Annotated in this window: 26 protein-coding genes; 17 read left to right on the plus strand and 9 right to left on the minus strand. The window is 68.8% G+C overall.

Annotation, left to right across the window (positions count from 1 at the left end; genetic code table 11):
- Both AX708_RS20885 and AX708_RS09075 read left to right on the plus strand, forming a co-directional pair.
- Positions 1-184, plus strand: a 184-nt coding sequence (locus tag AX708_RS20885) for a hypothetical protein (RefSeq protein ID WP_197426372.1), incomplete at its 5' end; no start/stop codon positions are given.
- Positions 184-1,059, plus strand: coding sequence for a serine protease (locus tag AX708_RS09075; RefSeq protein ID WP_082745384.1), 876 nt, complete (start codon positions 184-186; stop codon positions 1,057-1,059). The genes AX708_RS20885 and AX708_RS09075, both read left to right, overlap by 1 nt.
- Before the next feature lie 25 nt (positions 1,060-1,084).
- Here AX708_RS09075 and AX708_RS09080 read toward each other — a convergent pair whose 3' ends face one another.
- Positions 1,085-2,605, minus strand: a complete 1,521-nt coding sequence (locus AX708_RS09080) for a replicative DNA helicase (RefSeq protein WP_066525132.1) — start codon at positions 2,603-2,605, stop codon at positions 1,085-1,087.
- A gap of 137 nt (positions 2,606-2,742) precedes the next feature.
- Here AX708_RS09080 and AX708_RS09085 point away from each other — a divergent pair, with 137 nt between their 5' ends.
- The 3 genes from AX708_RS09085 to AX708_RS09095 are packed head-to-tail and all read left to right on the plus strand — an operon-like array spanning position 2,743 to position 4,421.
- Positions 2,743-3,276 carry a UPF0262 family protein gene (locus AX708_RS09085; protein WP_197425833.1) on the plus strand — a complete coding sequence of 178 codons (534 nt, stop codon included), beginning with the start codon at positions 2,743-2,745 and terminating at the stop codon, positions 3,274-3,276.
- Positions 3,277-3,282: 6 nt separating this feature from the next.
- A complete protein-coding gene (locus AX708_RS09090) occupies positions 3,283-3,999 on the plus strand; it encodes a glycoside hydrolase family 25 protein (protein ID WP_066525135.1) in 717 nt (238 codons plus the stop codon).
- The gene (locus tag AX708_RS09095; protein WP_066525140.1) at positions 3,978-4,421 is read left to right on the plus strand and encodes a cytidine deaminase; all 444 of its coding nucleotides are present in this window, start codon (positions 3,978-3,980) and stop codon (positions 4,419-4,421) included. Before AX708_RS09090 ends, AX708_RS09095 begins: the two co-directional genes overlap by 22 nt.
- Positions 4,422-4,651: 230 nt before the next feature.
- Here AX708_RS09095 and AX708_RS09100 read toward each other — a convergent pair whose 3' ends face one another.
- Both AX708_RS09100 and AX708_RS09105 read right to left on the minus strand, forming a co-directional pair.
- Positions 4,652-5,791, minus strand: a complete 1,140-nt coding sequence (locus tag AX708_RS09100) for a M14-type cytosolic carboxypeptidase (protein WP_066525143.1) — start codon at positions 5,789-5,791, stop codon at positions 4,652-4,654.
- Positions 5,788-6,420, minus strand: coding sequence for a hypothetical protein (locus AX708_RS09105; RefSeq protein WP_066525146.1), 633 nt, complete (start codon positions 6,418-6,420; stop codon positions 5,788-5,790). Before AX708_RS09105 ends, AX708_RS09100 begins: the two co-directional genes overlap by 4 nt.
- Before the next feature lie 120 nt (positions 6,421-6,540).
- Between AX708_RS09105 and galE the strand changes: the two genes are divergently transcribed.
- The 3 genes from galE (at position 6,541) to AX708_RS09120 (ending at position 8,469) form a co-directional block, all read left to right on the plus strand.
- Entirely contained in the window at positions 6,541-7,545 is a 1,005-nt protein-coding gene (gene galE, locus AX708_RS09110; RefSeq protein ID WP_066525150.1) for a UDP-glucose 4-epimerase GalE, read from the plus strand.
- Positions 7,546-7,650: 105 nt separating this feature from the next.
- Entirely contained in the window at positions 7,651-7,776 is a 126-nt protein-coding gene (gene ykgO / locus AX708_RS09115) for a type B 50S ribosomal protein L36 (RefSeq protein ID WP_017666014.1), read from the plus strand.
- Between the two features lie 90 nt (positions 7,777-7,866).
- Complete coding sequence (locus AX708_RS09120) at positions 7,867-8,469, plus strand: HAD family hydrolase (protein WP_066525157.1); 603 nt, start codon at positions 7,867-7,869, stop codon at positions 8,467-8,469.
- A gap of 259 nt (positions 8,470-8,728) precedes the next feature.
- Here AX708_RS09120 and AX708_RS09125 read toward each other — a convergent pair whose 3' ends face one another.
- Positions 8,729-9,073: a hypothetical protein gene (locus AX708_RS09125; RefSeq protein ID WP_066525160.1), complete on the minus strand. Its 345-nt coding sequence runs from the start codon at positions 9,071-9,073 to the stop codon at positions 8,729-8,731.
- A gap of 206 nt (positions 9,074-9,279) precedes the next feature.
- On the opposite strand from AX708_RS09125, the gene AX708_RS09130 reads away from it, so the two are divergent.
- Both AX708_RS09130 and recQ read left to right on the plus strand, forming a co-directional pair.
- Positions 9,280-9,831 (plus strand): helix-turn-helix domain-containing protein, encoded by a 552-nt coding sequence (locus AX708_RS09130; protein ID WP_066525163.1) that lies wholly within the window; start codon positions 9,280-9,282, stop codon positions 9,829-9,831.
- 62 nt (positions 9,832-9,893) lie between these two features.
- Positions 9,894-11,693, plus strand: coding sequence for a DNA helicase RecQ (gene recQ / locus AX708_RS09135; protein WP_066525166.1), 1,800 nt, complete (start codon positions 9,894-9,896; stop codon positions 11,691-11,693).
- Here recQ and AX708_RS09140 read toward each other — a convergent pair.
- Both AX708_RS09140 and AX708_RS09145 read right to left on the minus strand, forming a co-directional pair.
- On the minus strand, positions 11,690-12,457 hold the full coding sequence (locus AX708_RS09140) for a hypothetical protein (RefSeq protein ID WP_156443248.1): 768 nt from the start codon (positions 12,455-12,457) through the stop codon (positions 11,690-11,692). The two genes, recQ and AX708_RS09140, sit on opposite strands and share 4 nt — an antisense overlap.
- 128 nt (positions 12,458-12,585) lie before the next feature.
- Entirely contained in the window at positions 12,586-14,076 is a 1,491-nt protein-coding gene (locus AX708_RS09145; RefSeq protein WP_066525169.1) for a YifB family Mg chelatase-like AAA ATPase, read from the minus strand.
- 237 nt (positions 14,077-14,313) lie between these two features.
- Between AX708_RS09145 and AX708_RS21360 the strand changes: the two genes are divergently transcribed.
- The 7 genes from AX708_RS21360 (at position 14,314) to AX708_RS09180 (ending at position 19,181) form a co-directional block, all read left to right on the plus strand.
- Positions 14,314-15,315 carry a hypothetical protein gene (locus AX708_RS21360; RefSeq protein WP_067490015.1) on the plus strand — a complete coding sequence of 334 codons (1,002 nt, stop codon included), beginning with the start codon at positions 14,314-14,316 and terminating at the stop codon, positions 15,313-15,315.
- A gap of 73 nt (positions 15,316-15,388) precedes the next feature.
- The gene (rpmH, locus tag AX708_RS09155; RefSeq protein ID WP_026092078.1) at positions 15,389-15,523 is read left to right on the plus strand and encodes a 50S ribosomal protein L34; all 135 of its coding nucleotides are present in this window, start codon (positions 15,389-15,391) and stop codon (positions 15,521-15,523) included.
- A gap of 241 nt (positions 15,524-15,764) precedes the next feature.
- Positions 15,765-16,166 (plus strand): ribonuclease P protein component, encoded by a 402-nt coding sequence (gene rnpA, locus AX708_RS09160; protein ID WP_066531592.1) that lies wholly within the window; start codon positions 15,765-15,767, stop codon positions 16,164-16,166.
- Positions 16,163-16,372, plus strand: coding sequence for a membrane protein insertion efficiency factor YidD (yidD, locus tag AX708_RS09165; RefSeq protein WP_066531591.1), 210 nt, complete (start codon positions 16,163-16,165; stop codon positions 16,370-16,372). Before rnpA ends, yidD begins: the two co-directional genes overlap by 4 nt.
- Positions 16,373-16,454: 82 nt before the next feature.
- Positions 16,455-18,230, plus strand: a complete 1,776-nt coding sequence (gene yidC / locus AX708_RS09170; protein ID WP_066531589.1) for a membrane protein insertase YidC — start codon at positions 16,455-16,457, stop codon at positions 18,228-18,230.
- A gap of 8 nt (positions 18,231-18,238) precedes the next feature.
- On the plus strand, positions 18,239-18,919 hold the full coding sequence (gene yihA, locus AX708_RS09175; RefSeq protein WP_066531587.1) for a ribosome biogenesis GTP-binding protein YihA/YsxC: 681 nt from the start codon (positions 18,239-18,241) through the stop codon (positions 18,917-18,919).
- Positions 18,920-18,929: 10 nt separating this feature from the next.
- Positions 18,930-19,181: a hypothetical protein gene (locus AX708_RS09180; RefSeq protein WP_066531586.1), complete on the plus strand. Its 252-nt coding sequence runs from the start codon at positions 18,930-18,932 to the stop codon at positions 19,179-19,181.
- 4 nt (positions 19,182-19,185) lie between these two features.
- Here AX708_RS09180 and AX708_RS09185 read toward each other — a convergent pair whose 3' ends face one another.
- From AX708_RS09185 to AX708_RS09195, 3 genes are all read right to left on the minus strand, one after another.
- Complete coding sequence (locus tag AX708_RS09185) at positions 19,186-19,854, minus strand: thermonuclease family protein (protein ID WP_197426204.1); 669 nt, start codon at positions 19,852-19,854, stop codon at positions 19,186-19,188.
- Positions 19,855-19,941: 87 nt separating this feature from the next.
- Positions 19,942-21,828 carry a CshA/CshB family fibrillar adhesin-related protein gene (locus AX708_RS09190; protein ID WP_066531583.1) on the minus strand — a complete coding sequence of 629 codons (1,887 nt, stop codon included), beginning with the start codon at positions 21,826-21,828 and terminating at the stop codon, positions 19,942-19,944.
- A gap of 47 nt (positions 21,829-21,875) precedes the next feature.
- Complete coding sequence (locus AX708_RS09195; RefSeq protein ID WP_197426203.1) at positions 21,876-26,150, minus strand: DUF11 domain-containing protein; 4,275 nt, start codon at positions 26,148-26,150, stop codon at positions 21,876-21,878.
- Positions 26,151-26,188 lie beyond the last annotated feature (38 nt).

The raw sequence follows: 26,188 nt of genomic DNA on the forward strand, positions 1-26,188 counted from the left end.
GCCCCCGCCGCCGCCCAAGCCGTGGGAGGCCGTGATCGTCCGCCCCAATGTCACCCCTGCCAATGGCCACCAGGCGGCGCTGATCGCGCAGCGTGACGCCAAGGCGGAATCCGACGCGGCGACCCAGTCGGCGCTCGCGCGCTTGCAGATGGTCTACCAGTCGCCGGGGCAGGCGCCGGGCTGATGTCCGGACCTGCCGGCCGTCGGCGCGTAATGCCGGCGGCGATGCTGTGCGGCGCACTCGCGCTCTGCTGCCTTGCCGCAGCCGGTCGCCTGCATTCGCAGACCACTGACCGGCGCGTGCCCTCCGGCGATGCCGCCGTGCCCGCCGCACTGGCACAGGCAGCGCGGGCGGTCGGATTCCTCGACGCCGGGCCGCCCGCGCCGGGGAGCGTGCCTGACGGCGGCACGGCGATCCTCATCTCCGACTGCCTGGCGCTGACGGCTGGCCACGTCGTCGAGGCGCTCGCAGCGGGCAAGCAGGCGGTGATGCTGCGGCTGCGTTTCCCGTCGCTTGCCGACGACAAGGGCGCGCTGCGCAGCTTTGCCGCCACGGTGGAGGCGCGGCCGAGCGGCCTGTGGCGCGATCCGGTGTCGGACGACTGGGCCCTGCTCAGGCTCGCCGAGTCGCCGGGCCTGCCGCCGCTCGAGCCTGCCCCGGCGTCATGCTGCAGCTGGAAGACGCTGCCCGCTCCGGCGGCCGTGGCCGGATTTCCGGCCGACCGCTTCGATGCCGCAGCGCCTGCCTTGTGGATCGATCCGGCCTGCACGATCCAGCGGCGTCTGGCGATCCCGGTGCTCGCCACCGATTGCCAGGCGACGAGCGGCAATTCCGGCGGTCCGGTGCTGGTGCCATCGGGCACAGGCTGGAAGCTGGCCGCCATGCTGACCCGCGCCCCGCCGCCCAAAAGGCGGGGATTGAAGACCGGTCAGACGACCTACGCGCTGGTCATCGAGGGGCGGATGGCCGCGGCGATCCGGCGCGCCAAGGAGCGACCTTGCACGGCCAGCCCGGAGGCTCCGGCTCCGGCCCTTGCGCCGCAGCAAGCGGGGCCGTGATCGCCCGGAGGCTGCCGCCTGCCCGCTATTCGTACCCGTAGTCCGAATAGTCCTTGAAATTGGGCGAGGTGAACTTGGTGATGTCGCTCTGGAAGTGCAGCGGCACGTTGCCGGTCGAGCCGTGGCGCTGCTTGGCGACGATCAGCGTCGCGCGGCCCACCAGCCCTTCGAACTTCTCCTCCCACAGGCGGTATTTCTCCTGCACATCGGGCGGCGAGGAGGCGTCGGGCGTGTCGGGCTTGACCAGCAGGTGGTAGTAATCGCCGCGGAAGATGAACCACACCATGTCCGCGTCCTGCTCGATCGAGCCGGACTCGCGCAGGTCGGAGAGCTGCGGGCGCTTGTCCTCGCGGCTTTCGACCGCGCGGGAAAGCTGCGAGAGCGCGATCACCGGGACCTGCAATTCCTTCGCCAGCGTCTTGAGGCCGCGGCTGATTTCCGAGATTTCGTTCACGCGGTTGTCGTTGGCCCGGCCCGAACCTTGCAGCAGTTGCAGGTAGTCGACGATGATGAGGCCGATGTCGTGCCGCCGCTTCATCCGCCGCGCACGGGTGCGCAGGGCGGCGATGGTGAGCGCGGGCGTATCGTCGATGTAGAGCGGCAGCTCGGCCAGGCGCTGGCTGGCGTAGGAGAGCTTCTGGAAATCCTCGCGGGTGAGCTTGCCGCTGCGCAGCGCTTCCGATGAAATCTCGGCCTGCTCCGCCAGAATACGCGTCGCCAGCTGGTCGCTGCTCATTTCGAGGCTGAAGAAGGCGACCGGCGCGCCGTAGTTGAACTCGCCGCCCTCGCGCTGCCAGTTGAGGTGGGCTTCGGCGCAGTTGAAGGCGATGTTGGTGGCAAGCGAGGTCTTGCCCATCCCCGGACGCCCGGCAAGGATCACGAGGTCGGAATTGTGGAGGCCGCTGGTCTTTTGGTCGATCGTCGCAAGGCCGGTGGTCTTGCCCGACAACCCGCCGCCCGAGTTCATCGCGGCTTCGGCCATCTTGATCGCGGTCAGCGCCGCCTCGCGGAAGGTCGCCGCTTCGCGGCCGGTGCTGGCTCCTTCGGCGACCTTGAACAGATCCGCCTCGGCCTGCGCGATGCGGTCCATCGGGGAGGTGTCTTCCGAGGTGTCGAGCGCGCCCTCCACAAGGCCCCGCCCGACGCTCACCAGCTCGCGCAGCAGAGCAAGGTCGTAGATCTGCTGGGCCAGTTCGCGCGGCACCAAGAGGCCCGCGCCGCTCGCGGTCAGCTGCGCGAGATAGGACGTGCCGCCCAGTTCGCGCAAAGCCTCGTCCGCCTCGAAGAACGGACGCAGCGTGACCGGCGAGGCGGTGGCGTTGCGTTCGATCAGCGCCAGTACGCGCTCGTAGATGCGGGCGTGGAGCGGCTCGAAGAAGTGGTCGGGGCGGATCGGGACCGGCAGTTCCTCGATCACCCGGTTGTCGATCAGCACCGCGCCGAGGAAGGCGGCTTCCGCATCGAGATTGGCGGGCAGCTTCTTCACCGGAAGCTCTCCGGCGGGGTCTTGCGGTTTGATCGGGGTGACTTTTTCGGGTTCGGCCATCCGGCCCTGATGCGCACCGCGCGCCGCTTCGTGCAAGGGCGAAAGGCGCCAATATTTATTTCGCACGCTGTGGATAGTGGGGAGAGTGCGTCGAAGTGCTTGAAGTGCGGGCCCTGCATCTGCGAGAGGCTTGTCTCATGGCCGATACGCCGCCCGATTCCCTGCCTGTCTCGCCCGCGCCCGGTGCTGCGGGGGCGCAGCGCATTGCCCAGGTCACGCTCGACGAGGCGACGATCCTGTGGCGCAACGCGGACGTCGAGCAGGAGCGGCGGGTCGCGATCTACGATCTCATCGAGGAGAACAGCTTCAAGCCGGTGCGTTCGGCCGAGCGCGGGGCGAGCGGGCCGTACCACCTGCACCTCTCCGTCACCGACGGGCGGCTGGCGATGGATATCAAGGACACCGGCGAGCAGCTGCTCGAGACGCTGCTGATCGGCATGGCCCGCTTCCGCCGCCCGATCCGCGAATATTTCGCGATCTGCGACAGCTACTATCAGGCGATCCGCAAGGCGACCCCGGCCGAGATCGAGACGATCGACATGGCGCGCCGCGGCATCCACAACAACGCCGCCGAACTGCTGCTCGAGCGGCTCGAGGGCAAGGTCGAGACCGACTTCGCCACCGCCCGCCGGCTGTTCACGCTGATCTGCGTGCTGCACATCAAGGGCTGAGGGGGCATGGCCAAAGGGGCAAGGAAACGGCGCGCGCCGCGGCGCTGGCTGCTGCGGCTGGCGGCGCTTCTGATGCTGTTCAGCCTCGCCTTTGCCGCGTGGCTGTGGTGGGACATGCGCAGCTGGCGTCCCGATCCCGACCTCTACCCCGAGCAGGGCGCGCTGGTCCCCGCGGGCACCACGCCGGTCCGGTTCGAGACGCTGAAGGCGATCGGCGCGCGTTTCGTCTACCTCCCGCTGGCGGCGGGGGCGGGGGCGGATGCACCGGGCGGTTTTGCCGACCGCTTCGCCGCCGCGCGCAAGGCCGGCCTCAAGGTCGGCGTGGTCCTGCCCTTCGACCCCTGCCTCGGCGCCGACGCGCAGAGCGGGGTCTTCGCCCAGATGGTCCCGCGCGATGCGGACCTGCTGCCGCCCGCCATCGCGCTCGAGGGGCTGGCCGAGGCGTGTGACCCCAAGGTCAGCGATGCGGCGGTCGAAAGCGAGCTGATGACGCTCATCAACCAGATCGAACTTCACGCGGGCAAGCCCGTCATCCTCAAGCTCTCTCCCGCCTTCGAGGCCCGCCACAAGACCGCGACCGCGCTCGCCCGCGACCTGTGGCTTGCCCGCGACCGGGCGCGGCCGGATTACGCCGGGCGGCCATGGCTGCTATGGAGCGCCAACTCGGCGCGGGTGACCGAGGCGAGCGCGGAGCCGGTCGAATGGGTGGTGGTGCAGAAGTGAGCCTTTCGGGCGAACAGGAACGCGCGCTGATCGACGCGGCCTACGCGGCGGCGCGCGGGGCCTATGCGCCCTATTCCGATTACCCCGTCGGCGCGGCGCTGCTGTTCGATGACGGCGCGGTCGTCACCGGGTGCAACGTCGAGAACGCGAGCTACGGCCTGTCGCTCTGCGCCGAGACCGTCGCGGTCGCCAAGGCGTTCGAGGCCGGACGGCGCGGGGGATTGCAAGCGGTCGCGGTGGTGGGCCTCAAGGCCGACGCCGAGCCGATCACCCCCTGCGGCCGCTGCCGTCAGGTCCTCAACGAGGTCGCCGCCCTCGGCGACACAGACCCGCTGGTGCTGTGCGTGAGCAAGGACGACGTGCGCCGCGTGGCCCTCTCCGCGCTGCTGCCCCACGCCTTTGGGCCCGCGCACCTCGGCTGACCGGCTCCGCACGCCGCTGCCTGCGGGGGGCGTGTTGGAGACACATGAGACACTGTCCAGAGGCTGAAAACCGCTCCCACCGCAACGCCAGTTCGCGGGGGTCGGGGAAGGGCGTCCGGACAGTCTCATGTCGCACGGAATGGCATCTGCGAAGCGAGTAGGAAAGCGGGGCTAACCGAAGAGGGAAGACCTCCGCCGATCCTTCAGGGTTCCTACTGCCGCGCCGCGGATCAGGCGTCCCGCCCCTCCAGCCATTCCACCAGCGCCGCGAGGCACTCGCGCCCCAGCAGCTTGCAGCGCTCGGGCGACCAGCCCTGTTCGGGCTCGGGGAAGTCCGCGAGGTCCTTGTAGGGCATCTCCAGCGTCATCGCGACCGCGCCGAAGCGTTCGGCGAGCTGGTTGGTGCTCATCGTCAGGTTTGCGCGGCCCGGCGAGGCCTTGGGATAGCCGAGCTTGGTCTGGAAATCGGGGGTGCGGCGGTCGAGGATGCGCTGGTAGCGGTAGAAGCCCTCGCCCTGCTCTTCCTTCCACGAGGGGATGCCTTCGAAGCCCGCAAGGAACACCGCCGGGATCGCCTCGTCGGCATGGACGTCCATCGCGAAGTCGACGCCGGTCTGGTCCATGCGGCTGCGGATCGCGAGCACTTCGGGCGAGCGTTCTGGGGTCGGCTCGGCCCATTCGCGGTTGAGGTTGGTGCCAACCGCATTGGTTCGCAAGTGCCCGCGGCGCGAACCATCGGGGTTGCAATTGGGCACGATGTGCAGGCGGCACTTCTTGCGCAGCACCCGCGCCACCGGATCGGCGGGATCGGTCAGGCACTCGAGCGCGCCCTCCATCCACCATTCCGCCTGCGTCTCGCCCGGGTGCTGGCGGGCGTAGAGCCACACCTGCGTCGGCCCCTCGCCCATTTCGAGGCAATCCACCGGCTGGCCGTCCAGCGTGGTGCCGAGCCGCACGTAATTGACGCCCTCGGAGGAGGCGGCCTCGGCGATCAGGTCGTGGTGGCGCTCCATCGAATAGGGCGCGAAGTACGCTACCCAGAACACGCCGCCTGCGGGCAGGTAGCGCACGGTGAGCGTGCCCCCGTCCTCGTCCTTGTCGTAGCTCGAGGCGGCGCGCGCCCAGTAATCGCGGTCCTCGGAAACGCAGGCATTGTAGTCCGGCCAGCCGCCCGGATAGGCGCTCGCGGCAAGGCCGGTGAGCTTCAGCACCACTTCCTCGCCCGCGGGCGCGGTGACGCGGAAGTGGAACCACTGGAAGAACTCGGATTCGTTGTCGCGCCGGATGGCCAGGCGGGCGGTGTTCCCGCTGATGCCGAGCACGTCGATATTGCCGCTGTCGAACCCGGCGTCGATGAAGAGAGAGGTCATTTGGTTCCTTGAAGCTTCTTGGCGTCGATCGTCACGGTCTCGCCATTGCCACCGGGGAAGTCCTTGAACAACCCGGCCGCGAGCGTGCGGGCGGCGGTTGTCACCTGCGCATAGGGGGACTTCACCCCGGTCGCCATCTCGGCGCGGCCTTCCCACAGGGTTTCGCCGCCGGTCCGGCTGATGCGCAGCTCGAGCGTGGTGGTGGCCGCGGGCCCCTCGCGCCCGCCGCCGAGGTTGATCCCGACCCCGAGCCCCACGCCCGAACCGAAGCTGCCGGTCCCGCCGCCCACGCCCACATTCACCGGCCCGCGCCGCTCTACCGGGGCCGCGAGGATCGCCTTGCGGCTGGTGCGGATCGCGGCGGTCTGGTCGGCGGGGACGCCTTCGGGAACGACGGTGTAGCCCGTCTTGGTCAGTTCGGCGCTGACAGCCTCGGCAATCGCGGCGCGTGCGGCAAGGTTGGTGACCTCGTCGGGGAAGGTTATGGCGATGGTCCCGCGCCCAAGCTCGCCTGCGGAAGGCGCGACGAAGCGGGTGACCTCGACCGGGCCGGTATAGGGCGTCGTCGCGCAGGCCGAGAGCGCGAGCGTGGCGGCAGCAAGGGGGGCAAGCAGGCGGAAGGGCAACATGGCGCAGGTTCCTCTCGTGATCCGCCGACTATAGGCCGCGCACCTGAACGTGCACAGACCACGATGTGTCTGTCGCAGGTTGAGATTTCCTGAAACAGTTTGTGTGATAGGGCGGCGCATATGACGGACAGCAAACCTTCTGTGCTCGTGACCGGCGGGGCCGGCTATATCGGCAGCCACGCGGTGCTCGCCTTGCGTGATGCGGGCTGGCCGGTCGCGGTGATCGACAACCTGACGACGGGTTTCCGCTTCGCTATCCCTGACGGCGTGCCGCTTTACGAGGGCGATATCGAGGATGCGGCGCTGCTGGCGCGGATCTTCACAGAGCAGGGCACGCGCGCGATCATGCATTTCGCCGGCTCCATCGTGGTGCCCGAAAGCGTCGCCGATCCCTTGAAGTATTACCACAACAACACCGCCAAGAGCCGTGCGCTGATCGCGGCGGCGGTGGCGGCGGGCGTGCCGCACATGATCTTCTCCTCGACCGCGGCGACCTACGGCATTCCCGATGTCGCCGCCGTTTCGGAGGACACCCCCCAGCGCCCGATCAACCCCTATGGCTGGTCCAAGCTGATGACCGAGCAGATGCTCGCCGATGTCGCCGCCGCGCATCCGCTCAATTACGGTGTGCTGCGCTATTTCAACGTCGCGGGCGCGGACCCGGCGGCGAGGAGCGGGCAATCGACCGCGGGGGCGACCCACCTCATCAAGGTCGCCATCGAAGCCGCGCTCGGCAAGCGCGAATCGGTGAGCGTGTTCGGCACCGATTACGCCACGCCCGACGGCACCGGCGTGCGCGACTACATCCATGTGAGCGACCTGGCGGCGGCCCACGTGCTGACGCTCGAGGCGCTGATCGCGGAGCCGGGGCGCTCGCTCACCATGAACTGCGGCTATGGCCGGGGCTTCTCGGTGACCGAGGTGCTCGATGCGGTCGACCGGGTGACGAATCGCAAGCTCGAGCGGCGGCTGGAGCCGCGCCGCGCGGGCGATCCCGATTCGCTGATTTCGAACCCCGCGCGCCTCAAGGCGACCCTCGGATGGGAGCCGCAGCACGCCGATCTCGACGAAATCATCGCCCATGCGCTCGCCTGGGAGCGCAAATTGACCGATCTCAGGGGGTGATCGGGCGAGTCCTGCATTGACCTGCGCGCCCTGCATCGCTAACGGCACGCTTCAATTTCCGCGCGTCGGACCGTTTCCGGCGCGCTTCTCTTTTGGAAAAGCGCCATGAAGATCGTCAACAGCCTCAAGTCGCTGAAGGGCCGTCACCGCGACAACCGCGTGATCCGTCGCCGCGGCCGCACCTATGTGATCAACAAGACCGATCGCCGCTTCAAGGCCCGCCAGGGCTAAGCTGGCGCGGCTGCCCCGATGGGCGGCTGACGGATATGGCGGCCCGCCTCCTCACCGGAGCGCGGGCCGCAAGCGTTTGGGGGTCTGGTGATGCGGAAGGCCGTGGTGTTCGATGTCGGGCGGGTGCTGTTCCACTGGCAGCTCTCCGCGCTGTTCGAGCAGCTGATCGACGATCCTGAGGAACTCGCGTGGTTCCTCGCCAACGTGGTGACCGAGGAATGGCACTTCGAGCATGACCGCGGCCGCCTGCTCGACGAGATGGTGCCTGAGCGGATCGCGCTCTACCCGCAATACGAAGCCCACATCCGCGCCTATCGGACGCGCTTCAACGAAACCCTGCCCGGTCCGGTCGAGGGCGCGCACGAGTTGGTCGAACGGCTCGCGGCGGCGGGCGTGCCGCTCTATTGCCTGACCAATTTCGGCGAGGAGTTCTTCGCCGCTTTCCGTCCGACCCAGCCGGTGTTCGACCATTTCGCCGACATCATCGTTTCGGGGACCGAGAAGGTCGTGAAGCCCGAGGCGCGCATTTACGAAATCGTGGAGGAGCGCAGCGGGCGGAGCGGGGCGCAGCTGTTCTTCACCGACGACAACGCCGCGAACATCTCCGCCGCCTGCGCGCGCGGCTGGGACGCGCATCTGTTCACCGATGCGCAGGCGCTTGAGGCGCAGCTGGTGGCGGCGGGATTGTTGTAATGCCCTTGTTTGCGTGACCGCCTCTGCGGTCACGTCCTCGGCGCTGTTCCTCCGCTGCGCTACGGGCGCCTGCGGGCGGCCAGTCGGCCTTGCGGTCCGTCCGTTGGCGGACCGAACCAGCGCTCCCGGACAAGTTCTCCCTTCACCAAAAAACCCCGGCCGCGCCGTGGGATGGGCGCGCCGGGGCTTCTCAAGCTCCGTCCGGTTTGGAGAGGGGGGACGCCCGGACAGAGAGGGACTTTGTGTCAGCGCGCGGCGATCAGCCGTTGCACTTGGCCAGTTCCTCGGCTTCCATCGGCTGGCCGAGCACCTTGAAGTTGGCGATTTCGCCCGACTTGCGGCTCAGACCGCGGCAGATGCGCAGGGGACGCGCGCTCGCCTTGCCGGCAACGCAGGTGGTGCCTTCGCAGGTCCAGGCCACGCCGCCCGCGACGAAGCGCGATTCGCTCGCCGGGGTCGCGAGGGTGGCGGTGTAATAGGCGGTGGTCGCCGCGCTGACGGGCGCGCCGCTGGTGACAACGCCGAAGCTGAGGCCGGTGTACACCAGCGCCGAAGCCAGGATCGCAAGCTTGCCGGTAGCCGAGGGGGAGAGGGTCTTGATCATCGGGGTATCCTTTGCCTTTTGTGTTTTGGGGCTCGTGCCCCATGGTCTCTGTCACCGCATTTTGCAACGCAACATTTCGATTCGAAACCAGTTGCTATTCGCTACCTAAGCTATTAGGTTGTGAGTTGCAACTGAAAACTGAAATTTTTTTGAGAGCCGCGTAAAATCGGTTACACAACCCCCGGAAGGGGAAGGAAAGCGACGATATGGGTGAGTTGAGAGAACCGCTGCGCGAGCTGATCGAATGCGGGTTGCCGCAGGCGCTCGAGGTGATGGGCGAACGCTGGTCGTTCATGATCCTGCGCGCGAGCTTCAATGGTCTCAAGCACTTCGAGGAGTTCCTGACCGAGCTCGGGATCGCCCGCAACATCCTCTCCAACCGCCTCGCCAAGCTGGTCGAGCACGGGATCCTGAAGCGCGAGCCCTGCGCGGACGATCGCCGCAAGATCGAATACCGCCTGACCGAAAAGGGCTTCGACCTGCTCCCTGCAATGCTCGCGCTGCGCCAGTGGGGCCAGAAATACGGGGCCGAGCGGGTGGTCGAGGACCCTGTGCTGGTCGACGAGCGGGACCGGCTGCCGATCGGCCCGGTCTCGATCCTCGCGCATGACGGGCGGATTCTCGGCCACCACGATCTGTGGCTGGTGAAGCCCGAGAACCTCGGCAAGCGCGCCGACGGCACGGTGGCGACTCGCGGCGCAGACCTCGCGCAGGGCGACGTGGTCGATCTCGCCAGCAAGAAAGCGGTGCTGCGCTAATCCGTCGATAGGCGCGAAGCGGCGGGTGCCCATCGCGCGCCGCTTGGGCTAGGGCCGCGCGCATGAGCGCGGCCGTGCCCCCCGAATGCCACGAAATCCTCCACCGCACCTTCGGCTACCCTGCCTTCCGCGGGCAGCAGGAGGCGGTGATCGCCCGCGTCATGGCGAGCCGCCACACGCTCGCGCTGATGCCCACCGGCGCGGGCAAGAGCCTGTGCTACCAGATCCCGGCGCTCGCCCGCCCCGGCACTGCGATCGTCGTCTCGCCGCTCATCGCGCTGATGCACGACCAGATCCGCTCGGCGCGGGCGGCGGGCATCCGCGCCGCATCCATGACCTCGGCCGATAGCGACAACGCCGCCACCGCCGAGGCCTTCCGCGCGGGCGAATTGGACCTCCTCTATGTCGCCCCCGAGCGCGCCTCGACGCCGGGGTTCCAGAGCCTGCTCGAACGCGCGCCTGTTTCCCTGTTCGCCATCGACGAGGCGCATTGCGTTTCCGAATGGGGCCACGATTTCCGGCCGGACTACCGGATGCTGCGCCCGGTGCTCGACCGCTTTCCGGACGTGCCGCGCCTCGCGCTCACCGCCACCGCCGACCGGGCCACGCGCGCCGACATCCTCGTCCAGCTCGGCATTCCGCAAGAGGGGTTGGTCGTCGCCGGGTTCGACCGGCCCAACATCCGCTACGCCATCACCCCGCGCGACAACGGCCCGCGCCAGATCACCGAATTGCTGCAACGGCTCGACGGCGCAGGCATCGTCTACGCCCCCAGCCGCAAGCAGGCCGAGGATCTCGCCGCCGCGATCTCCCGTGCGGGCCGCGAGGCGGGGTTCTACCACGCGGGTCTGGAGCCCGAGCGCCGCGCGCGGGTGCAGGCGGAATTCGTGGCCTCGGAAAGCATGGTGATGGTCGCGACGATCGCTTTCGGCATGGGCATCGACAAGCCCGACGTCCGCTTCGTGATCCACGCGGGTCTGCCCAAGTCGATCGAGGCCTATTATCAGGAAACGGGCCGCGCAGGCCGCGACGGCGACCCATCCGAGGCGCATCTGTTCTGGGGCGTCTCCGATTTCGCCCGCGCGCGGCAATGGCTGGGCGAGGTGGAGCCCGTGCGCCTTCCGGCAGAGAACGCCCGCCTCAACGCGCTCGCCGCGCTGGTCGAGGCGCCCACCTGTCGGCGCGCGATCCTGCTCCGGCATTTCGGCGAAGACCCGCCCGAGGCTTGCGGCAATTGCGACAATTGCCTGGAAGCGCCGCAGGTGGTCGACGCGAGCGAACTCGCGCAGAAACTGCTCTCGGCGGTCTACCGCACCGGCCAGAGCTTCGGCATCGGCCATATCGAGAAGGTGCTGACCGGCCAGAGCGACGAGCGCATCGTCTCGCGCGCGCACGATCAACTCTCGGTGTTCGGCATCGTCGGCGGGGAGGAGGCGCGGCTGATCCGGCCGCTGTCGCGTGCGCTGGTGGCGCGGGGGATGCTGACCGCGACCGAACACGGCGGCCTTGCGCTGGGCCCCGAGGCGCGGCCGGTGCTCAAGGGCGAGGCCGGGGTGACCATCGCCGAGCCGCCCCCCAAACGCCAGCGCCGCGAACGCCGCGCGCGGGGCGGCGCCGATACCGCGCCCAACCCCGTCGGCAACCCGCTGTTCGAGGCCCTGCGCGCCAAGAGGAAGGCGCTCGCGAGCGAGCATGGCCTGCCCGCCTATGTCATCTTCCATGATTCGGTGCTGCGCGACATGGCGCTGCAATGCCCCGAGACCCTGGCGGAACTCGGCATGATCCCGGGTGTGGGGGCGAAGAAGCTCGAGACCTGGGGGCCGGATTTCATTGCGGTCGTCAGAGACCACCTGAGCGGTTAGGGCTTGGCCCGCCGCTCCGTGTAATCGATCCGGATGCGCACCCACTCGCCGAACTTCTCCGTCCCGCCGAGGCGCGGAGGGCGGACGCGGAACTGCCATGCGGCCGCCATCACCGCGCGGCCGATCATCGAGCCGCGCGGGCTCTCGCTCAGGAACTGGCAGTCCTCGACGTAATAGCCCTGCACCACGCGGCAGGCGATCAGCGCAGAGCCGGGGCCATTGGCGGTCGAGAGATAGCCGCCGAGCTCCTGATCGGTCGGCTCGCGGTACCAGCGCGCGGCGTAGAGCGGCTCGCCATTGGGCATCATCCCCACCCGCTCGGTATCGCCCGCCATGCGCGGATTGCCGCTGTCGACCGGGCCGTACCCCCCGCCTCCCGGCCGGATGCGCGCGCCGATCTTGGGTGAGGGCCGCGCGCTCGGCTGGGGCGAGGGTTGCGGCTCGGGCGGGCTCGGCGCGGGCGGCGGCGGAGGTGGGGCGGGCTGCGGGCGCAGCACCAGCGGCGAGGGCTGGATCGGCGACATCGGCACGGGCTGGGGGTCCTGCGGTGTGTCGGGCGCATCGGCGGGAGCGGCTTCTTCGGGCTCCGCCTCGGGTTCGGGCGCGGGCGGGGCGGCGAATTCCTGCGCCTTGAAGGTGGTGATCGCCTCCTTGGCGTCTTTCTCGCCAACGAGATTGGCGCCCAGCGTGAGGAGCAGCAGGATCAGCAGGCCTTCGATCACGAGCGCGATCGCAAGGCTCTGGAGCTTCCTGCGCCGCGACATCTCGCGCAGCTGGGCGAGCCACCGCGCGAGACCGCGTGGTTCTTCGAGCGCCAAAGCTGAAGGATCGTCGTAAATCGCCGCTGCGCCTTTGCCGGGGCCGGGGGAGGGGCGGCCCTGAAGCGCGTTCCTTAACGGGTCATCAGCCGATAGGATAGCGCCTCGGCGATGTGGACGCGGCCCACGGTGTCGGCGCGCGCAAGATCGGCAATCGTGCGCGAGACGCGCAGCATCCTCGTGTAGCCGCGCGCGGAGAGGCGCAGTTTCTCGGCCGCCTGGAGCAGCAGCTTGCGGCCCGCCTCGTCCGGCGTGGCGTGGGCTTCGAGGCGCTCGCCTTCGAGTTCTGCGTTCGACCGCACCCCGCGCGCCACGGCCCGCTCGCGCGCGGCGGCAACGCGCGCGGCGACCGCCTCGCTGCCCTCGGCCGGCGGGGGAAGGGTCATGTCGAGGGCACTCACCGCGCCGACATGGACATGGAGGTCGATCCGGTCGAGCAGCGGGCCGGAAAGCCGCGCCTGATAGTCGTCGATGCAGCGCGGATACTTGTTGCAGTTCCGCGCCGGATCGCCGGCATAGCCGCAGCGGCACGGGTTCATCGCGGCGACCAGCTGGACGCGCGCGGGGAAGGTGACGTGGGCATTGGCGCGGGCGACATCGACCGTCCCGGTCTCCAGGGGCTGGCGCAGCGAATCGAGCACCGGGCGCTGGAACTCGGGCAGCTCGTCAAGGAACAGCACGCCCAGGTGCGCGAGGCTCACCTCGCCCGGGCGTACCTTCAGCCCGCCGCCGGTCAGCGCGGCCATGCTCGCCGAGTGGTGCGGGGCGCGGAACGGGCGGGCGCGACTGATGCGGCCTGCCTCGAGCATCCCGGCGACCGATTGCACCATCGAGACTTCCAGTGCCTCGGCAGGGGTGAGCGGGGGAAGGATGCCGGGGAGGCACGAGGCGAGCAGGCTCTTGCCCGATCCCGGCGGGCCGACCATCATCAGGTTGTGGCCGCCTGCTGCCGCGATCTCCAAGGCGCGTTTGGCGGTTTCCTGGCCCTTCACCTGCCGCAAATCATTGCCCGCCTGCGCCTCGGCGACCGCACCGCGCGCCGGTTCGGGGAGCACCAGCGTGCCCTTCAAATGCCCCAGCAGGCTCGTCAGATCGCGCGGGGCGAGCACCGGCACTCCGCTCGCCCAGCGCGCCTCGGGGCCTTGCTCCAGCGGGCAGATGAGGCCGCTGCCGACGGCGCTCGCATGGAGCGCGGCGATCAGCACGCCGGGGCTCGCGACCACCCGGCCATCCAGCGCCAGCTCGCCCACCGCGACCCAATCGCCGAGCTGTTCGGCATCGGTCACGCCCATCGCGGCGAGCAGCGCCAGCGCGATGGGGAGGTCGTAGTGCGAACCGTCCTTGGGCAGGTCGGCTGGCGAGAGGTTGACCGTGATCCGCTTGGGCGGCAGCGCGAGGCCCATCGCCGCCAGCGCCGCCTGCACCCGCTCGCGGCTCTCGCTCACCGCCTTGTCGGGCAGGCCAACCACGTTGAAGCGCGGCAGGCCCGGGCCGACATGGCACTGCACCTCGACCTCGCGCGCCTCCAGCCCGAGGTAGGCAACCGTTCTCACCAGCGCGACCATCGATAGCCCCCTTGCCCGCCCCAAGGCACGGATTGTGCAGCCTTGCGAGGGACTTGTCGAGGGGCCGGGGCTTGGCGGGAACAAGGGCGATGTCGGCCATCAGCTGCGCCGCGCCCTTCGAACCGCGCCCGCGTGGTTAAGCGTGCCTGCACCGCGCCCTCCGCACGGACGCGAAGGCTTTTCTAAAGGATAAATCTTCGCGAATTCGGAAGGGCGCGGCGGGCAAAACCTTGCCGTATGAAGCGCGCTTTTGCCCTTTTCCTTGCCGCCCTCGCGCTGGTGCTCCCCGGCACCGCGGCGCAGGCGCAATCGGGCGCGCGCGTGGTCTCGACCGTCAGCTGGGTCGAGGAATGGGATCCGGCGACCGGCGAGTGGGTGCGCGTCGCCGACAGCCCTGCCGCCCCTGCACCGGCCGCTTATGAGCGCGCCGTCGCCACCGTCACCCGCGCCGGGGCGACCACCATCACCGAGACCGTGATCGAAGAGGCCCAACCGGTCCGCTTCATCGCCGGAGCGCTGCGCCAGCCCGCCGGCGCCGCCGGGATCGCCGCCTTCGGGCCCTTCCGCGTGATCGACGGCAAGCACGCCGCGCTCGTCGCGCCCACCGATGCTGCATCCCCGCAGGCCTTCGCCGCGATGCTCGCCGCCTTCCCGGGGCTCGAGGTGATCGAGTTCGTCGACGCGCCGGGCACCACGCATGATCTCGCCAACCTGCGTCTCGGCCGTGCGATCCGTGCCGCGGGGCTTGCCACGCATGTCCCGGCGGGCGGCTCGGCGCGCTCGGGCGCGGTCGAGCTGTTTCTCGCCGGCACCCGCCGCACGGTCGATCCGGGTGCGCTGTTCGCTGTGCATTCGTGGCGCGACGAACGCGGGCGCGAGCCTGACGACTTTGCCGCAGACGCTCCCGAAAACCGCCTCTATCTCGACTATTACACCGAGATGGGCATGAGCGAGGCACAGGCGCGGGATTTCTACGCCATGACCAATTCGGTGCCGCATTCGGGCGCGCTGTGGCTCGAGGGGGCAGAGATGGCGCGCTGGATCGCGCCTGCCACCCGCAGCATCGACACCGACGCCGCGCGCGCCGTCCGCTTCGCGATCGCGCGGTCGGGCGCGATGCTGGGCGCGGTCCTGCGGGCCCCGCTCTTCGCGCAGCTCACGCCTGCGCCTGCCCCGCCGCGTCTTGCCTATGCCATTCAGGGCGCAGGGCTGCTTGACTCGGGGACCGCTTTCCCATAACGGCGCCGGTCTGTTTACGGCTCGTGCCTGTCGCGGGCCCCGGCCTCTCGCCGGTCAGCTTTTCGAGGATGATATGAAGCGTACCTTCCAGCCCAGCAATCTCGTGCGCGCCCGTCGTCACGGTTTCTTCGCCCGCAAGGCCACCCCGGGCGGCCAGAAGGTCCTGCGCGCCCGCCGCGCCCGCGGCCGCAAGAAGCTCTGCGCGTAATTTGTGTTCCGCAGCCCATCCGGGCTGCGAAATTCTCGCTCACGCGATCTGACGATCGCGTCGCTGCGGGCGGCCGGTCGGCCTTGCGGGCTCCCTTGGGGAGCCCGTTGACGTTTCTCGGCATCGCTGAGAAGAACGATTCGAACCGCGCAGCGGTTCGCAAGCGCGACTGCGCGCCGGCCGGTAGGCCGAAGCCAAGGCGGACGGATGTCCGCCGCCCGGCGTTTGAGGGCGTAAACAAATGACTCAGGCGGCAAGCGCGACAAATCCCGTGAAGACCCTCACCAAGCGCGCCGATTTCCTTGCCGCCAATTCGGGCACGCGGAACGCGCGCGCCGGATTCGTGCTGCTTACCCGGCCCAACGAGGGGCAGGGCATCCGTTTCGGGATCACCGTCACCAAGAAGATCGGCAACGCGGTCGTGCGCAATCGCATGAAGCGCCGCTTCCGCGAGCTGCTGCGCGCCGCGCTGCCGACGCAGGGCCTGCCCGATCACGATCACGTGCTGATCGGCCGTGCGGGCGGGATCGAGCGGGACTTTCACCTGATGGCCGACGAACTCGCACAAGTGCTGGAGCGCGCCCGCGAGTGGCGCGGCGATCCCTCCGGCGGGCGGCGTCCAAGGAAAGGGAGCCGCAAATGAAGCGCGTCCTCATCCTCATCGCGCGCGGTTGGCAGCTCGGCCCCTCGCGCCTCATTCCGCCGACCTGCCGCTACTATCCCTCTTGCAGCCAATACGCGATCGAGGCGCTGGACAAATACGGCGCACTCAAGGGTGGATGGATGGCGGCGAAGCGGCTAATGCGCTGCCACCCCTGGGGCGGGCACGGTCATGACCCGGTTCCCTGAGGGCTGAATTCCCCGGGGGTCTGGAAACGGGACCGCCTTACCCCCATAATACACCCACTGTCGCATCTTGCGGGGCATACACTTGGACAATCGCAATCTTCTGCTCGCTGTCGTGCTTTCGGGCCTGCTCATCCTGGGATGGGATCTGGGCCTCAGATATTTCTACCCCGAAGCCTCGATGTCGGCGCAGACCAGCCCGAAAGCGGCGACCGCTGCGGCCAAGGGCGCCGGCGCGCCGGGCGCGAACGGGACATCTGCCGCCTCCGGCCTCGGCGCCGAGCCGGCCGCGCGCAAGGTCGATCTCAAGACCGCGCTCGCCAGCGGCAACCGCGTGGCGATCGACACCCCGCGCCTCGAAGGCTCTATCAACCTCGTCGGCGCGCGGATCGACGATATCGAGCTGAAGGACTACCGCGAGACGGTGAAGAAGGATTCGGGCCCCGTCCGCCTCTTCGCGCCCGAGGGGACCGCCGTCCCCTATTTCGCCGAGTTCGGCTTCATCGCCAATGGCGCGCGCCAGCCTTCGAACCTTGTGTGGCAGGCCGACGGGGCAAAGCTGACCCCGACGACGCCGGTTACGCTCACCCGCACCGATGCCAGCGGGATCACCTACCGCATCCGCTTTGCGGTCGATGCCGATTACATGATCACCGCCACGCAGAGCGTCAGCAATGCGGGGCAAGCGGGGGCGATCATCCAGCCCTTCGCGCTCATCAAGCGCACCAGCGCCAACGCGACGATCGACCAGTATGCCTCGCACTCCGGCCCGGTCGGTGTGTTCGCCGACACGCTGTGGGATCCCCATTCCTATGACGAGCTCGCCGAGCTCGGCGGCGAAAGCCCCAAGGGCGCGCCCGACTGGCTGGGTTTCACCGACCAGTACTGGCTCTCCGCGTTGGTGCCCGGAGACGGCAAGGGCAACGTCAAGGTCGAGGACGCGGGCTTCCGCAGCCTCGGCGGCAAGCTGTTCCGGACGGACCTGCTCTACGGCGCGACCACCGTCCCCGCCGGCGGCAGCCTGACGCAGGACACGCGCCTCTATGCGGGGGCCAAGGACAGCCAGATCCTCGATCTCTACGAAGAGAGCGGCATCACCAATTTCGGCCTCGCGATCAGCTGGGGCTGGTTCGCGCTCGCCGAAAAGCCGATCCTTTGGCTGCTGCGCACGCTCAACAGCGTGGTCGGCAATTTCGGCCTCGCGATCATCCTGCTCACCGTCATCATCCGCGGGTTGATGTTCCCGATCGCCCAGAAGGGCTTTGCCTCGATGGCGGCGATGCGCGCGGTGCAGCCCAAGATGAAGGAGATTCAGGAGCGCTTCGCCGACGACAAGCAGCGCCAGCAGCAGGAAATCATGAAGCTCTACAAGGACGAAGGCGTGAACCCCTTGTCCGGCTGTCTGCCGATGCTGATCCAGATCCCCGTGTTCTTCGCGCTCTACAAGGTGCTGGTGCTGGCGATCGAGATGCGGCACGAGCCCTTCATCCTGTGGATCAAAGACCTGTCCTCGCCCGATCCGGCGCACATCCTCAACCTGTTCGGCCTCCTGCCTTTCGCGCTGCCCGAGTACAGCTTCCTTGCCATCGGGCCGCTCGCGGTGCTGCTCGGCATCACCATGTGGCTGACTTTCAAGCTCAACCCGGCAGCGACCGATCCGGTGCAGCAGCAGATGTTCGCCATCATGCCGTGGATCATGATGTTCGTGATGGCACCCTTCGCGGCGGGCCTGCTGCTCTACTGGGTGACCTCCAACATCCTGACGCTGGCGCAGCAGAGCTATCTCTATTCGAAGCACCCGCAATTGAAGGCGGCGAATGCGGAAGCCGCGGCCAAGGCGGCGAAAGCGGCGAAGGGATAGCTTCGGGCGTGGACGATCCCGAACTTCAGGCTGCCCGCGAGGAAGCGGCATCGCGGCTCTTTTCCGGGCCGGTCGATTTCCTGCGCTCCGCCCCGCAGCTGCAATTTCTGCCCGATCCGGTGGTGCCCGAGATCGCCTTCTGCGGCCGCTCGAACGTGGGCAAGTCCTCGCTCCTGAACGCGCTGACGGGGCGGAAGGCGATCGCGCGCGCCTCGGTGACGCCGGGGCGCACGCAGGAGCTCAATTTCTTTGACGTCGGCCGCCCTGAGGACGAAGGCGCGCTGCCGCTGTTCCGCCTCGTCGACATGCCCGGCTACGGCTTTGCCAAGGCGCCGGTCAAGGTGGTCGAGAAGTGGAAGGTGCTGGTCAATTCCTACCTGCGCGGGCGGCAGGTCCTCGCCCGCACGCTGGTGCTGGTCGACAGCCGGCACGGGTTGAAAGAGGTCGACCGCGAGATGATGACCATGCTCGACAAGGCCGCCGCCTCCTACCGCATCGTCCTCACCAAGACCGACAAGATCAAGGCGAGCGAGCTTGCCGCAGTGGCCGAAAAGACCGCCGCCGAAGCCAAGAAACACGTCGCCGCGCACCCCGAAATCCACCTCACCAGCTCGGAAAAGGGCATGGGCATCGAACGGCTGCGCGCCGCCGTGGTCGCCGACGCGCTGGGTGAGGGGTGGATGGGGTAGGCCGGGAGCCATGATGCTCGACCTTCTCCTGCGCCTCGACCGGATCATCCTCGCCTTCATCTGTGCTGGCGTGTTCTGGTTCCTCGCAGCGATGGTCCACTACGGCGCCGAGGAATTCACCGCGCTCGAGGCCCAAATGGTTCACGCCGCTCTCGAGACGCTGATCGTCGGCCCCTTCGGCCGCGAGGGCGGGACGATCTTTCTCGTGGCTCTCGGCCTGATCGCCGGAGCCGCCGTGCTGATGTGGCAGCGGCAGGACTAGCGGCTCATTCCTTCGACCGCCTGAACCCCGCCGCAATCGCCTCGCGTTCGGTGCAGAACAGGGCTTCGGGGCGAGTTACGTCGTAATAGCGCTGGCCGGGGAGGTGGTAGATGAAGTCGCCGCGGCGGCTGTGGTTGCCCTTGATCGCGCAGCCCTGTGCGTTGGTGTAGCGGGCCTCGCGCGCGGGACGCTCGGCCACCTCGGCGCGCGCGGGAACAGGGGCAGAGCGCGGATTGGCCGCGCGCCATGCCGCCGGCTCCTCGAACTCGCCCGCCCACAATCCGAACCCGAGCCGCCGTGCGAGATCGCGCGCCTCCCCATATTCGTAAGGCGCATCCTCCCCGAACGGCACCGCAAGGCCGCGCCGCACCATCTCGTGGCCGAGATCGAACAGCGCATTGCGGCAGGTCGCGAGCGTGCGGCCATAGCGGTCGGTGCCCCGCGCCGTGCATTCCAGCGGCCCCGCGCCCACGATCTCCTGCATCGCCGCCGCCGCATCGCGGCCGCAATCCCACGCCTGCCCGTCGCGCCGGCATTGCTGGGCGCTCTCGGGCGCGTCGATGCCGAGGAGGCGGATGCGGGTGCCGGTCATGTCGATGGTGTCGCCGTCGATCACCTCGGCAGGCCCGGCAAGGACGTTCGCGGCGGCAGGCGGCACGGCCAGCCCGGCCACCGCAGCGGCAAGGAGAAGCAAGCATTTGTGCATGAGGTGAAGCTAACGATCCCGAGTTAACGGCTCGTCACTAGCACCTGCGCATACCTAGCGCACCTGCGCACGAAACCTGATCGTGAAACTCGGCTGGGCGGTGGCGCTGCTGGCGGCGGCCATCGTGCCGGTCGGCGCGATGCGGATGCCGCGCACGTTGGCGTCGTAGGTGCCGGTCGGCGTGTAGGTGTAGGGCGCGAGGCCGCCGCTGGCCTGCGAATAGCTCACCATGGTCGCGGCGTTGAAGGTGTTGAGCCCGCTCGTCGTCGTCCCGTTGGTGAAGGTCACGGGCGTGCCGACCGCGAAGGCCATTTCGGCGGGCATCACGTCGAGCAGAACGATCGAGCTCGCGTCGACCGTCCCCGCGCCAACGTTGCGCACGGTGATCTGATATTCGACGACCGCGCCCGGAATGAGCTTGGGGTTGGTGGTGCCGTTGACCGGATCGGAAATCACGCTGCTGGTCTTGGTGATTTCCAGCAATGCGATCGAGCGGCGGGTGTTGGTGATCGAGCAGGTGATCGCATCCCCCGGGCGCGGGGTGATTGTCCCGCCCACCGCGCTGGGCAGCACGGTGGTCGATCCGCTCGTGGCATTGGTGCAAGCCATGGTCGCGGTGTAATTGCCGAGGATGGTGGTGCCCGCCGCGACCTCGTCGAAGGTATAGGGTGTCTGGTTGACGACCTGGACGAGGCCGGTGTCACCGGTGTTGACGGTCCCGCCCGTGCCGGTGGTGGTGGCCGAGGCCGTCACCGTCGATCCATCCATGATCCGCACCGTGAACTGGTCCCCGGCAAAGCGCCGTCCGCCGCTGCCGAGCAGTTTGCGCACCCGCAATCGCGGCTGCGCGCCGGCCTGGAAGGTGCAGACCAGAAACTCGCCGAATTCGAGCTGGCCGATGCTGGTATCGGTGGTCGACAGGTTGTTGGGCAGAGCCGAGCGGGTGGTGCCTGCGGTATTCACGCAAGTGAGGTTGGCCGAATAGGCCGATATCGCGCTGACGCTCCCCGATGCCATGGCAAGGCGCAGGGAGACCGGAATGCCGGCAGCCATGCTGAGCGGCGCGGTGGTGAAGGGGCCGGTGCCGGTGCCGGTGGTGGTCCCGCTGCTGATCGTGCTCCCTGTCGCGGTCGAGGCGATCTGGAAGCTCAGCTGGTCGGCGCTGTTGACGCGCGTGCCGAGGATCTGGGCCTGAAGCCGGATCGTCGCGAAGCGGATCGCGAACATCACGCCCTGGAGGCCGCCTGCTGTGGTCTGCACCGAAACGCTGGTCGGGCTGTTGCTGCCGAGGATATAGGCCCCGACCGTGCCCCCCGTGCCGGTGATGTTGACCGTTCCGCTACCCACGCCGCTGATCGGCGGCATGGTCGATCCCGATATCGGCGGGACCGAATCGAGCAGCTGCCAATTGCCGCCATTGGTGGTCATGCGGATGGATTCGCCGTCGTTGCTCGATTCCGCATCGGCCACGACGAAGGAATAGACCGTCACCCCGCCGCCCGCCGGAGGGGTGACGGTGATGTTGGTGATCGCGACCGTGCTGGTGCCGGCCTGCGAGGAATAGAGCACCGGACGGCCGGGAATGCCGATGAAGGCGCTATTGCCGACCGCCGAACCGCTCCACGAAGGCGCGGCGACGGCGTCATAGGCCGGGTTCGTGCCCGTCACCCGCGCATTGAAGCGCAGGACCGATCCGTCCGGCAGCGTGAAGGCCATGTTCTGGCCCGAGGCGCTGCGCGCGGTGGTATCGTTGTAACTGGCCATGTTGAGCCAGCAATAGGTCTGCCAGCTGGCGGGCGCGGTGCCCTGGGTTGCGGCCTGCGCGCAGTCCTGCGCGCTGGCTGCCGGGCTCCACGCAAAGGCGCACAGCATCACCAGAAGCGCCAGCGCGCGGCGCAATGTCGAAACCCTCCCGAACATCCCCTCTGCATAGGAAATCATGGTAAACAGACGGTTAGCAAACCGCGGCCGATGCGCCTCTCCCATGGTCAGCGTCCCAGTCCGAGGAAGCCGAGGCTGGAGGCGTCGAACTTCATGCGCACCGCGGCAAACACGCCCTCGTCGGTGTTGCGCGCCGGGCCGAAATCGCCGTCGCGGAAGCCTTCGATATTGTAGCCGACGGTCAGCAGCATGCCATCCGCGGGCACGAAGCCGATGGTCGGGCCGTAGGCATAGTTGATGGTGTTGTCGTCGAGATTGGCGCGGGCGGTGACGCCGGCGCCCAGTTCGAAGCGTTCGCCGATGCCGATGCGCGCGTCGCCGCCGACGAGCACCGAGGTGCCCTTGAACTCGGTGCCTTCGAATTCGTCGAGCGTGTGGCGCGCGCCGAGGAACAGCGCGACTTCATGGCGGCGCACCTGCGCGCCGGCGTCGTCCTGCCCGCGCGGGCTGAAATTGGCTGAGAGGCTGGCGACGAGGCGCCGGGCGACGGCATCGCCATCGACAGTGAGCGCGGTCCCGCCCACGCTGGTGCCCCCGGCGAGGGCGCCGGTCACTTCGTCGCTGCGGTATTCGAGCCGGCCCAGCATGGCGAGCGGCGAATCCGAGGGACGATGGGCAAATGCGATGCTCGCATCGACGATCTCGGCCGTCGCGCCGCCGGTGGTGGTCGAGCGGGTCCAGGTCACGCCCGAACCGACAAGGCTGCCCTCGCCGAGCTGACGGATCGCGCCGAACAGCACGCCCTTGCGGTCGGTGGTCTCGCCGTCGCGCCATTCGCCGCGCGCGGTGAGGCTCCAGCGGTCCTTGCGCCATGCCGCGCCCAGCGTGACGGCGGTGAAGTCCTCGAACAATAGCCCGCCGGTGAGCTGGCCGCCGCTGGCCGCGGGCTGGGCCGGGTTGACGAGGCTGCCGGCCGCAGGCGCGCCGCCGATCGTGCGGTTGCCGTCGATCGTGGCGTCGAGGGTAAGCTGCGGGGTCACCGCCAGCGTCTGCGACAGGCCGAAGGCGGCAAAGGAGCGGGTGCCGTTCTCGCCGATGGTTTCCTCGCCGAGCGTTGTGGTGATCTGCCCGCCCTGCCACGGCGCGACTTCGATCCCGCCGCGCAACTGGCGCGCCTTCAGGCGCTCGCCGTCGGACAGCTCGTAGGTCGCCACGAGGCGCACGTCCTGGATGATCTCGTAGCGCGCGCCGAGGCGGTGGCGGGCGGGGAGATCGACGCTCTCGGCCTTGCCCAGCGCCACGGCGGTGCCGGCGCTGAGTTCGAGCTTGTTGCCCAGCAGCCGCTGCGTCGCGCCCGCTTCGAGCACGGTCGAGGCGGCGGTGTTGCCATCGGCGAGCCGGTCGGTGAAGTGGACGATCCCCAGGCGCAGGTTGGTGTTCTGCTTCGTCAGCGTGAACTGGCCTTGCGCGGCGCGGCGGCGGGCGGTGTCGGTCAGGCTGTCGTCCTGCCACAGGCTGCCGATGAAGGAGAGCTCTTCGCTGATCAGCACGCGGCCATCCACGCCGAACTTGCGCCGCCCGCGCTCGACCGCGTTCTGCTGGCCGATGCCGTAATCGGCGTCGATCTGGCGGGCATAGGCGATGAGGTCGATGCTGCCGGTCTGGTGCTGGACTTCGGCAAGCCAGCCCTTGGCGGTCTCGCCCTCGCGGCGGCTGACCCCGATTTCGGCGCGCACTTCGGTGTTGTCGCCGATCTTGGCGAGGAGATCGACCGCGCCGAGGTCGGTGCGCTGCGCCGTGCCGCCCGCGCCTTCGAGGCCGGCATCGCTGATCGCGCTGGCGCCGATGCGGATCTTGCCGTTCTCGCTGGTCCAGTCGGCGCGCGCGCCCGCGTTCCATTCGGCCGCGCCCGTGCCATCGGTTTCGTATTCGATAACGATGAACTGCGGGTTCAAGTCCTCGTCGCGGCTCAGCACGGGGGCTGCGAAGCGGATCGTGCCGGCGAGCAGATCGATGTCGTAATCCGTGAAGCGCGCGAGCGTGCGGCTCGAGACGATCCGTTCGGGGCGGAAACGGTCGCGCACTTCGATCGTCACACGCTCGGAATTGGCGAGGATGCGGCGATTGTTCAGCGCGTAGGGGCCGGAGATGCCCTGGCCCTGCGTTTCCTGACGCTGGAAGCGGCTCGAAATCTGCGCGGCAAAGCCCTGCGCCTTGACCGCGCCGACCCGCGCCTCGCCCATCACGCCGGTTGCGGTGCGGTTGTAGGCGGCAAGGCGCGTCTGGTTGAAGGCGGTCTGGAAGTCGCCGTAGAGCGCGTAGAAGGCCGAGGTCTCGATGCGGACATAGAGCTTCTCGCGGCTCGCGGCATCGAACTGGCGCGCCGAGCCATCGCCGAAGACGGTGTAATAGGCGCCCGGATCGATCGCGCCCAGCGCGCGCTGGTCGGCGCGCTGCTTGGCGCTGTCATAGGCGAGGGTGAGCAGATATTTGCCCAGCACCCGGCCCTTGGCATAGAGCGCGACGCGCGCGTTATCGCCAAGATCGCTGTCGAAGCGCCCGGCGCGTTCCATGTTGTCGGCGACCGAACGCGCGCCCACGGTGCCTTCGGCAAGGCCGATTACGGTCCATTCGACATCGCCCGGCTCGATCCACGCCTCGAGCTCCTGGCGGCGGGTGATTTCGCCATCGTCGAAGGTGAAGCCCAGACGCAGCGAGCCGCTGACCATGGTGGGGGCGAGCTCGATCCGGGCGATCCCCTCGTTGCCCTCGACCACCCAGCGCGCGGCCATCGGCGCCATGCCGGTGAGCTGGTTCAGCTGCTGCCGGTCGATCTGCTCGGCGCTCTGGTAGGGCGCGTTGAGCGTGAAGCTGCCCGAGATGCCTTCGCGCAAGGGGCGGTTGTTGCGATCGAGCAGACGGATCGCGATCACCGGCCGGGTGCGTGCGTCGGCGACGAGGTTCGACTGCTCGCGCAGGAATTCGACCTTGGCCGGCGCGCGGGTGAAGAACACCTCGCGGGTGAAGGTCTTGGACACCTCGCCGAAGGAATTGAGGATGCGCGCCTCGAGCACGGTCTTGTCGGTCAGCAGCGGCACGCCGCGCCACTGGCTGACCGCCCACAGGCCCATTTCGGGGTTCTGCGTGCCTTCGAAAGCGAGCGGATTGACCGGCTTGCCGTCGACGAACAGCTGGACGCTCTGGCCGGCGCGGTGGCGCACCGCGACCTTGATCGCAGGCGCGCGCGGGTTGGCGTCGGGGGCGGGGGTGAGGAAGCCGTCCTCGCCATCGCCGAGCGCGAGATAATCGGTCACCGAGGGGCCGCCTTCCGCGGGTGCCTCGGCCGCGTCTGCGGCGGGAGCGGCGGGGGCACCGGTTTCGGGCGCGCCCGGCGCAGGCTCGGCCACCACCCGCACCAGCTTGGCGCGTTCGCTTTCGGGCAGAACGGCGTGGAAATCGGCGACCACCAGGCTCCCGCCCTGGCCGATCGCGAAGCGCGAGATCGCGCTGCCCGCGCTGCGGGTGTTGCGGGTGCAATCGACGAACTTCCCGCCCTCGGGCAGGGTCATCGGCGCGACCTGCACCACGTGGGTACCGGGGACGACGCCCTCGAAGTGATAACGCCCTTCGGCATCGGTGACCGCGAAACTGCCGTCCTCGAGCATCACCCGCACGCCCGGAATCCCGCGGCGTTCGGCGTCGGCAAGGGTGCAGGGGCCCTCGGTGACGCGGCCGATGATGGTCATGCGGTCGGCGATCCCGTCGCGCTCGATATCGAGCACCGCATCGGCGCGCACCTCGCGGCCCAGGGCGTCGCGCGTGGTGGCGAGGTTGACCGCGCGGCCCGGAGGCGCATCGGGGCGCACCGACATGGCGTAGGTGATCTTGACCGATGTGGCGGGCGCAATGTCGCCCAGCGCGATCGAAAGCACGCGGCCATCGGGCGAGGTGGTGAGCGCGTCCGGCGCACGCACCCCGTTGATTTTCAACGATCCGGGCCGCAGCCGCAGCCAGCGCGAGGGCGTGTCGGTGATGCTCACCGCGCGGCGGGTGCGCGCGGCATCGGTATTGCTGACGGTGAGCGTGTAGAACGCCACGTCGCCCGGCTCGGCGCGGGTGCGCGAGGCGGTCTTGACGAGGCCGAGATCGGCGGCGGGCCCGTCAACGGGCACGTCGACCTCGAAGGGAATGGGGTTGTCGAGCACGAAGATGTCGCCGAACGAGCCTTCGCGGATGACGTAGGCGCGCCCGTCGGGACGCGTCAGGCGGGCGAGCACGTCGCGCGGGGCGATCGAGGGCGCGGTGTAGGGCTCTGGCGGCTCGACCACGAGCCGGAAGCGCCCCTGCGCAGTGAGCGGGAACCAGAACTCGCCCGGCCCCATCGGAACCGCGCGTCCGCCGCCGTCGGTGATCGGCTGGC

The organism is Erythrobacter sp. CCH5-A1 (assembly GCF_001557115.1).
Classification (GTDB): domain Bacteria; phylum Pseudomonadota; class Alphaproteobacteria; order Sphingomonadales; family Sphingomonadaceae; genus Erythrobacter.

Bases quoted from the DNA above. Each gene is read 5' to 3' on its own strand.
- AX708_RS09100 (WP_066525143.1), bottom strand. From the start codon at position 5,791: ATGACCTCTCTCTTCATCGACGCCGGGTTCGACAGCGGCAATATCGAC.
- rpmH (WP_026092078.1), top strand. From the start codon at position 15,389: ATGAAGCGTACCTTCCAGCCCAGCAATCTCGTGCGCGCCCGTCGTCAC.
- AX708_RS09105 (WP_066525146.1), bottom strand. From the start codon at position 6,420: ATGTTGCCCTTCCGCCTGCTTGCCCCCCTTGCTGCCGCCACGCTCGCG.
- galE (WP_066525150.1), top strand. From the start codon at position 6,541: ATGACGGACAGCAAACCTTCTGTGCTCGTGACCGGCGGGGCCGGCTAT.
- AX708_RS09085 (WP_197425833.1), top strand. From the start codon at position 2,743: ATGGCCGATACGCCGCCCGATTCCCTGCCTGTCTCGCCCGCGCCCGGT.
- AX708_RS09080 (WP_066525132.1), bottom strand. From the start codon at position 2,605: ATGGCCGAACCCGAAAAAGTCACCCCGATCAAACCGCAAGACCCCGCC.
- AX708_RS09095 (WP_066525140.1), top strand. From the start codon at position 3,978: ATGGGTGGTGGTGCAGAAGTGAGCCTTTCGGGCGAACAGGAACGCGCG.
- AX708_RS09190 (WP_066531583.1), bottom strand. From the start codon at position 21,828: ATGATTTCCTATGCAGAGGGGATGTTCGGGAGGGTTTCGACATTGCGC.
- AX708_RS09090 (WP_066525135.1), top strand. From the start codon at position 3,283: ATGGCCAAAGGGGCAAGGAAACGGCGCGCGCCGCGGCGCTGGCTGCTG.
- AX708_RS21360 (WP_067490015.1), top strand. From the start codon at position 14,314: ATGAAGCGCGCTTTTGCCCTTTTCCTTGCCGCCCTCGCGCTGGTGCTC.
- AX708_RS09195 (WP_197426203.1), bottom strand. From the start codon at position 26,150: ATGGGGCCGGGCGAGTTCTGGTTCCCGCTCACTGCGCAGGGGCGCTTC.
- AX708_RS09180 (WP_066531586.1), top strand. From the start codon at position 18,930: ATGATGCTCGACCTTCTCCTGCGCCTCGACCGGATCATCCTCGCCTTC.
- ykgO (WP_017666014.1), top strand. From the start codon at position 7,651: ATGAAGATCGTCAACAGCCTCAAGTCGCTGAAGGGCCGTCACCGCGAC.
- AX708_RS09130 (WP_066525163.1), top strand. From the start codon at position 9,280: ATGGGTGAGTTGAGAGAACCGCTGCGCGAGCTGATCGAATGCGGGTTG.
- yidD (WP_066531591.1), top strand. From the start codon at position 16,163: ATGAAGCGCGTCCTCATCCTCATCGCGCGCGGTTGGCAGCTCGGCCCC.
- AX708_RS09145 (WP_066525169.1), bottom strand. From the start codon at position 14,076: ATGGTCGCGCTGGTGAGAACGGTTGCCTACCTCGGGCTGGAGGCGCGC.
- AX708_RS09140 (WP_156443248.1), bottom strand. From the start codon at position 12,457: ATGTCGCGGCGCAGGAAGCTCCAGAGCCTTGCGATCGCGCTCGTGATC.
- AX708_RS09120 (WP_066525157.1), top strand. From the start codon at position 7,867: ATGCGGAAGGCCGTGGTGTTCGATGTCGGGCGGGTGCTGTTCCACTGG.
- rnpA (WP_066531592.1), top strand. From the start codon at position 15,765: ATGACTCAGGCGGCAAGCGCGACAAATCCCGTGAAGACCCTCACCAAG.
- AX708_RS09125 (WP_066525160.1), bottom strand. From the start codon at position 9,073: ATGATCAAGACCCTCTCCCCCTCGGCTACCGGCAAGCTTGCGATCCTG.
- AX708_RS09075 (WP_082745384.1), top strand. From the start codon at position 184: ATGTCCGGACCTGCCGGCCGTCGGCGCGTAATGCCGGCGGCGATGCTG.
- recQ (WP_066525166.1), top strand. From the start codon at position 9,894: ATGAGCGCGGCCGTGCCCCCCGAATGCCACGAAATCCTCCACCGCACC.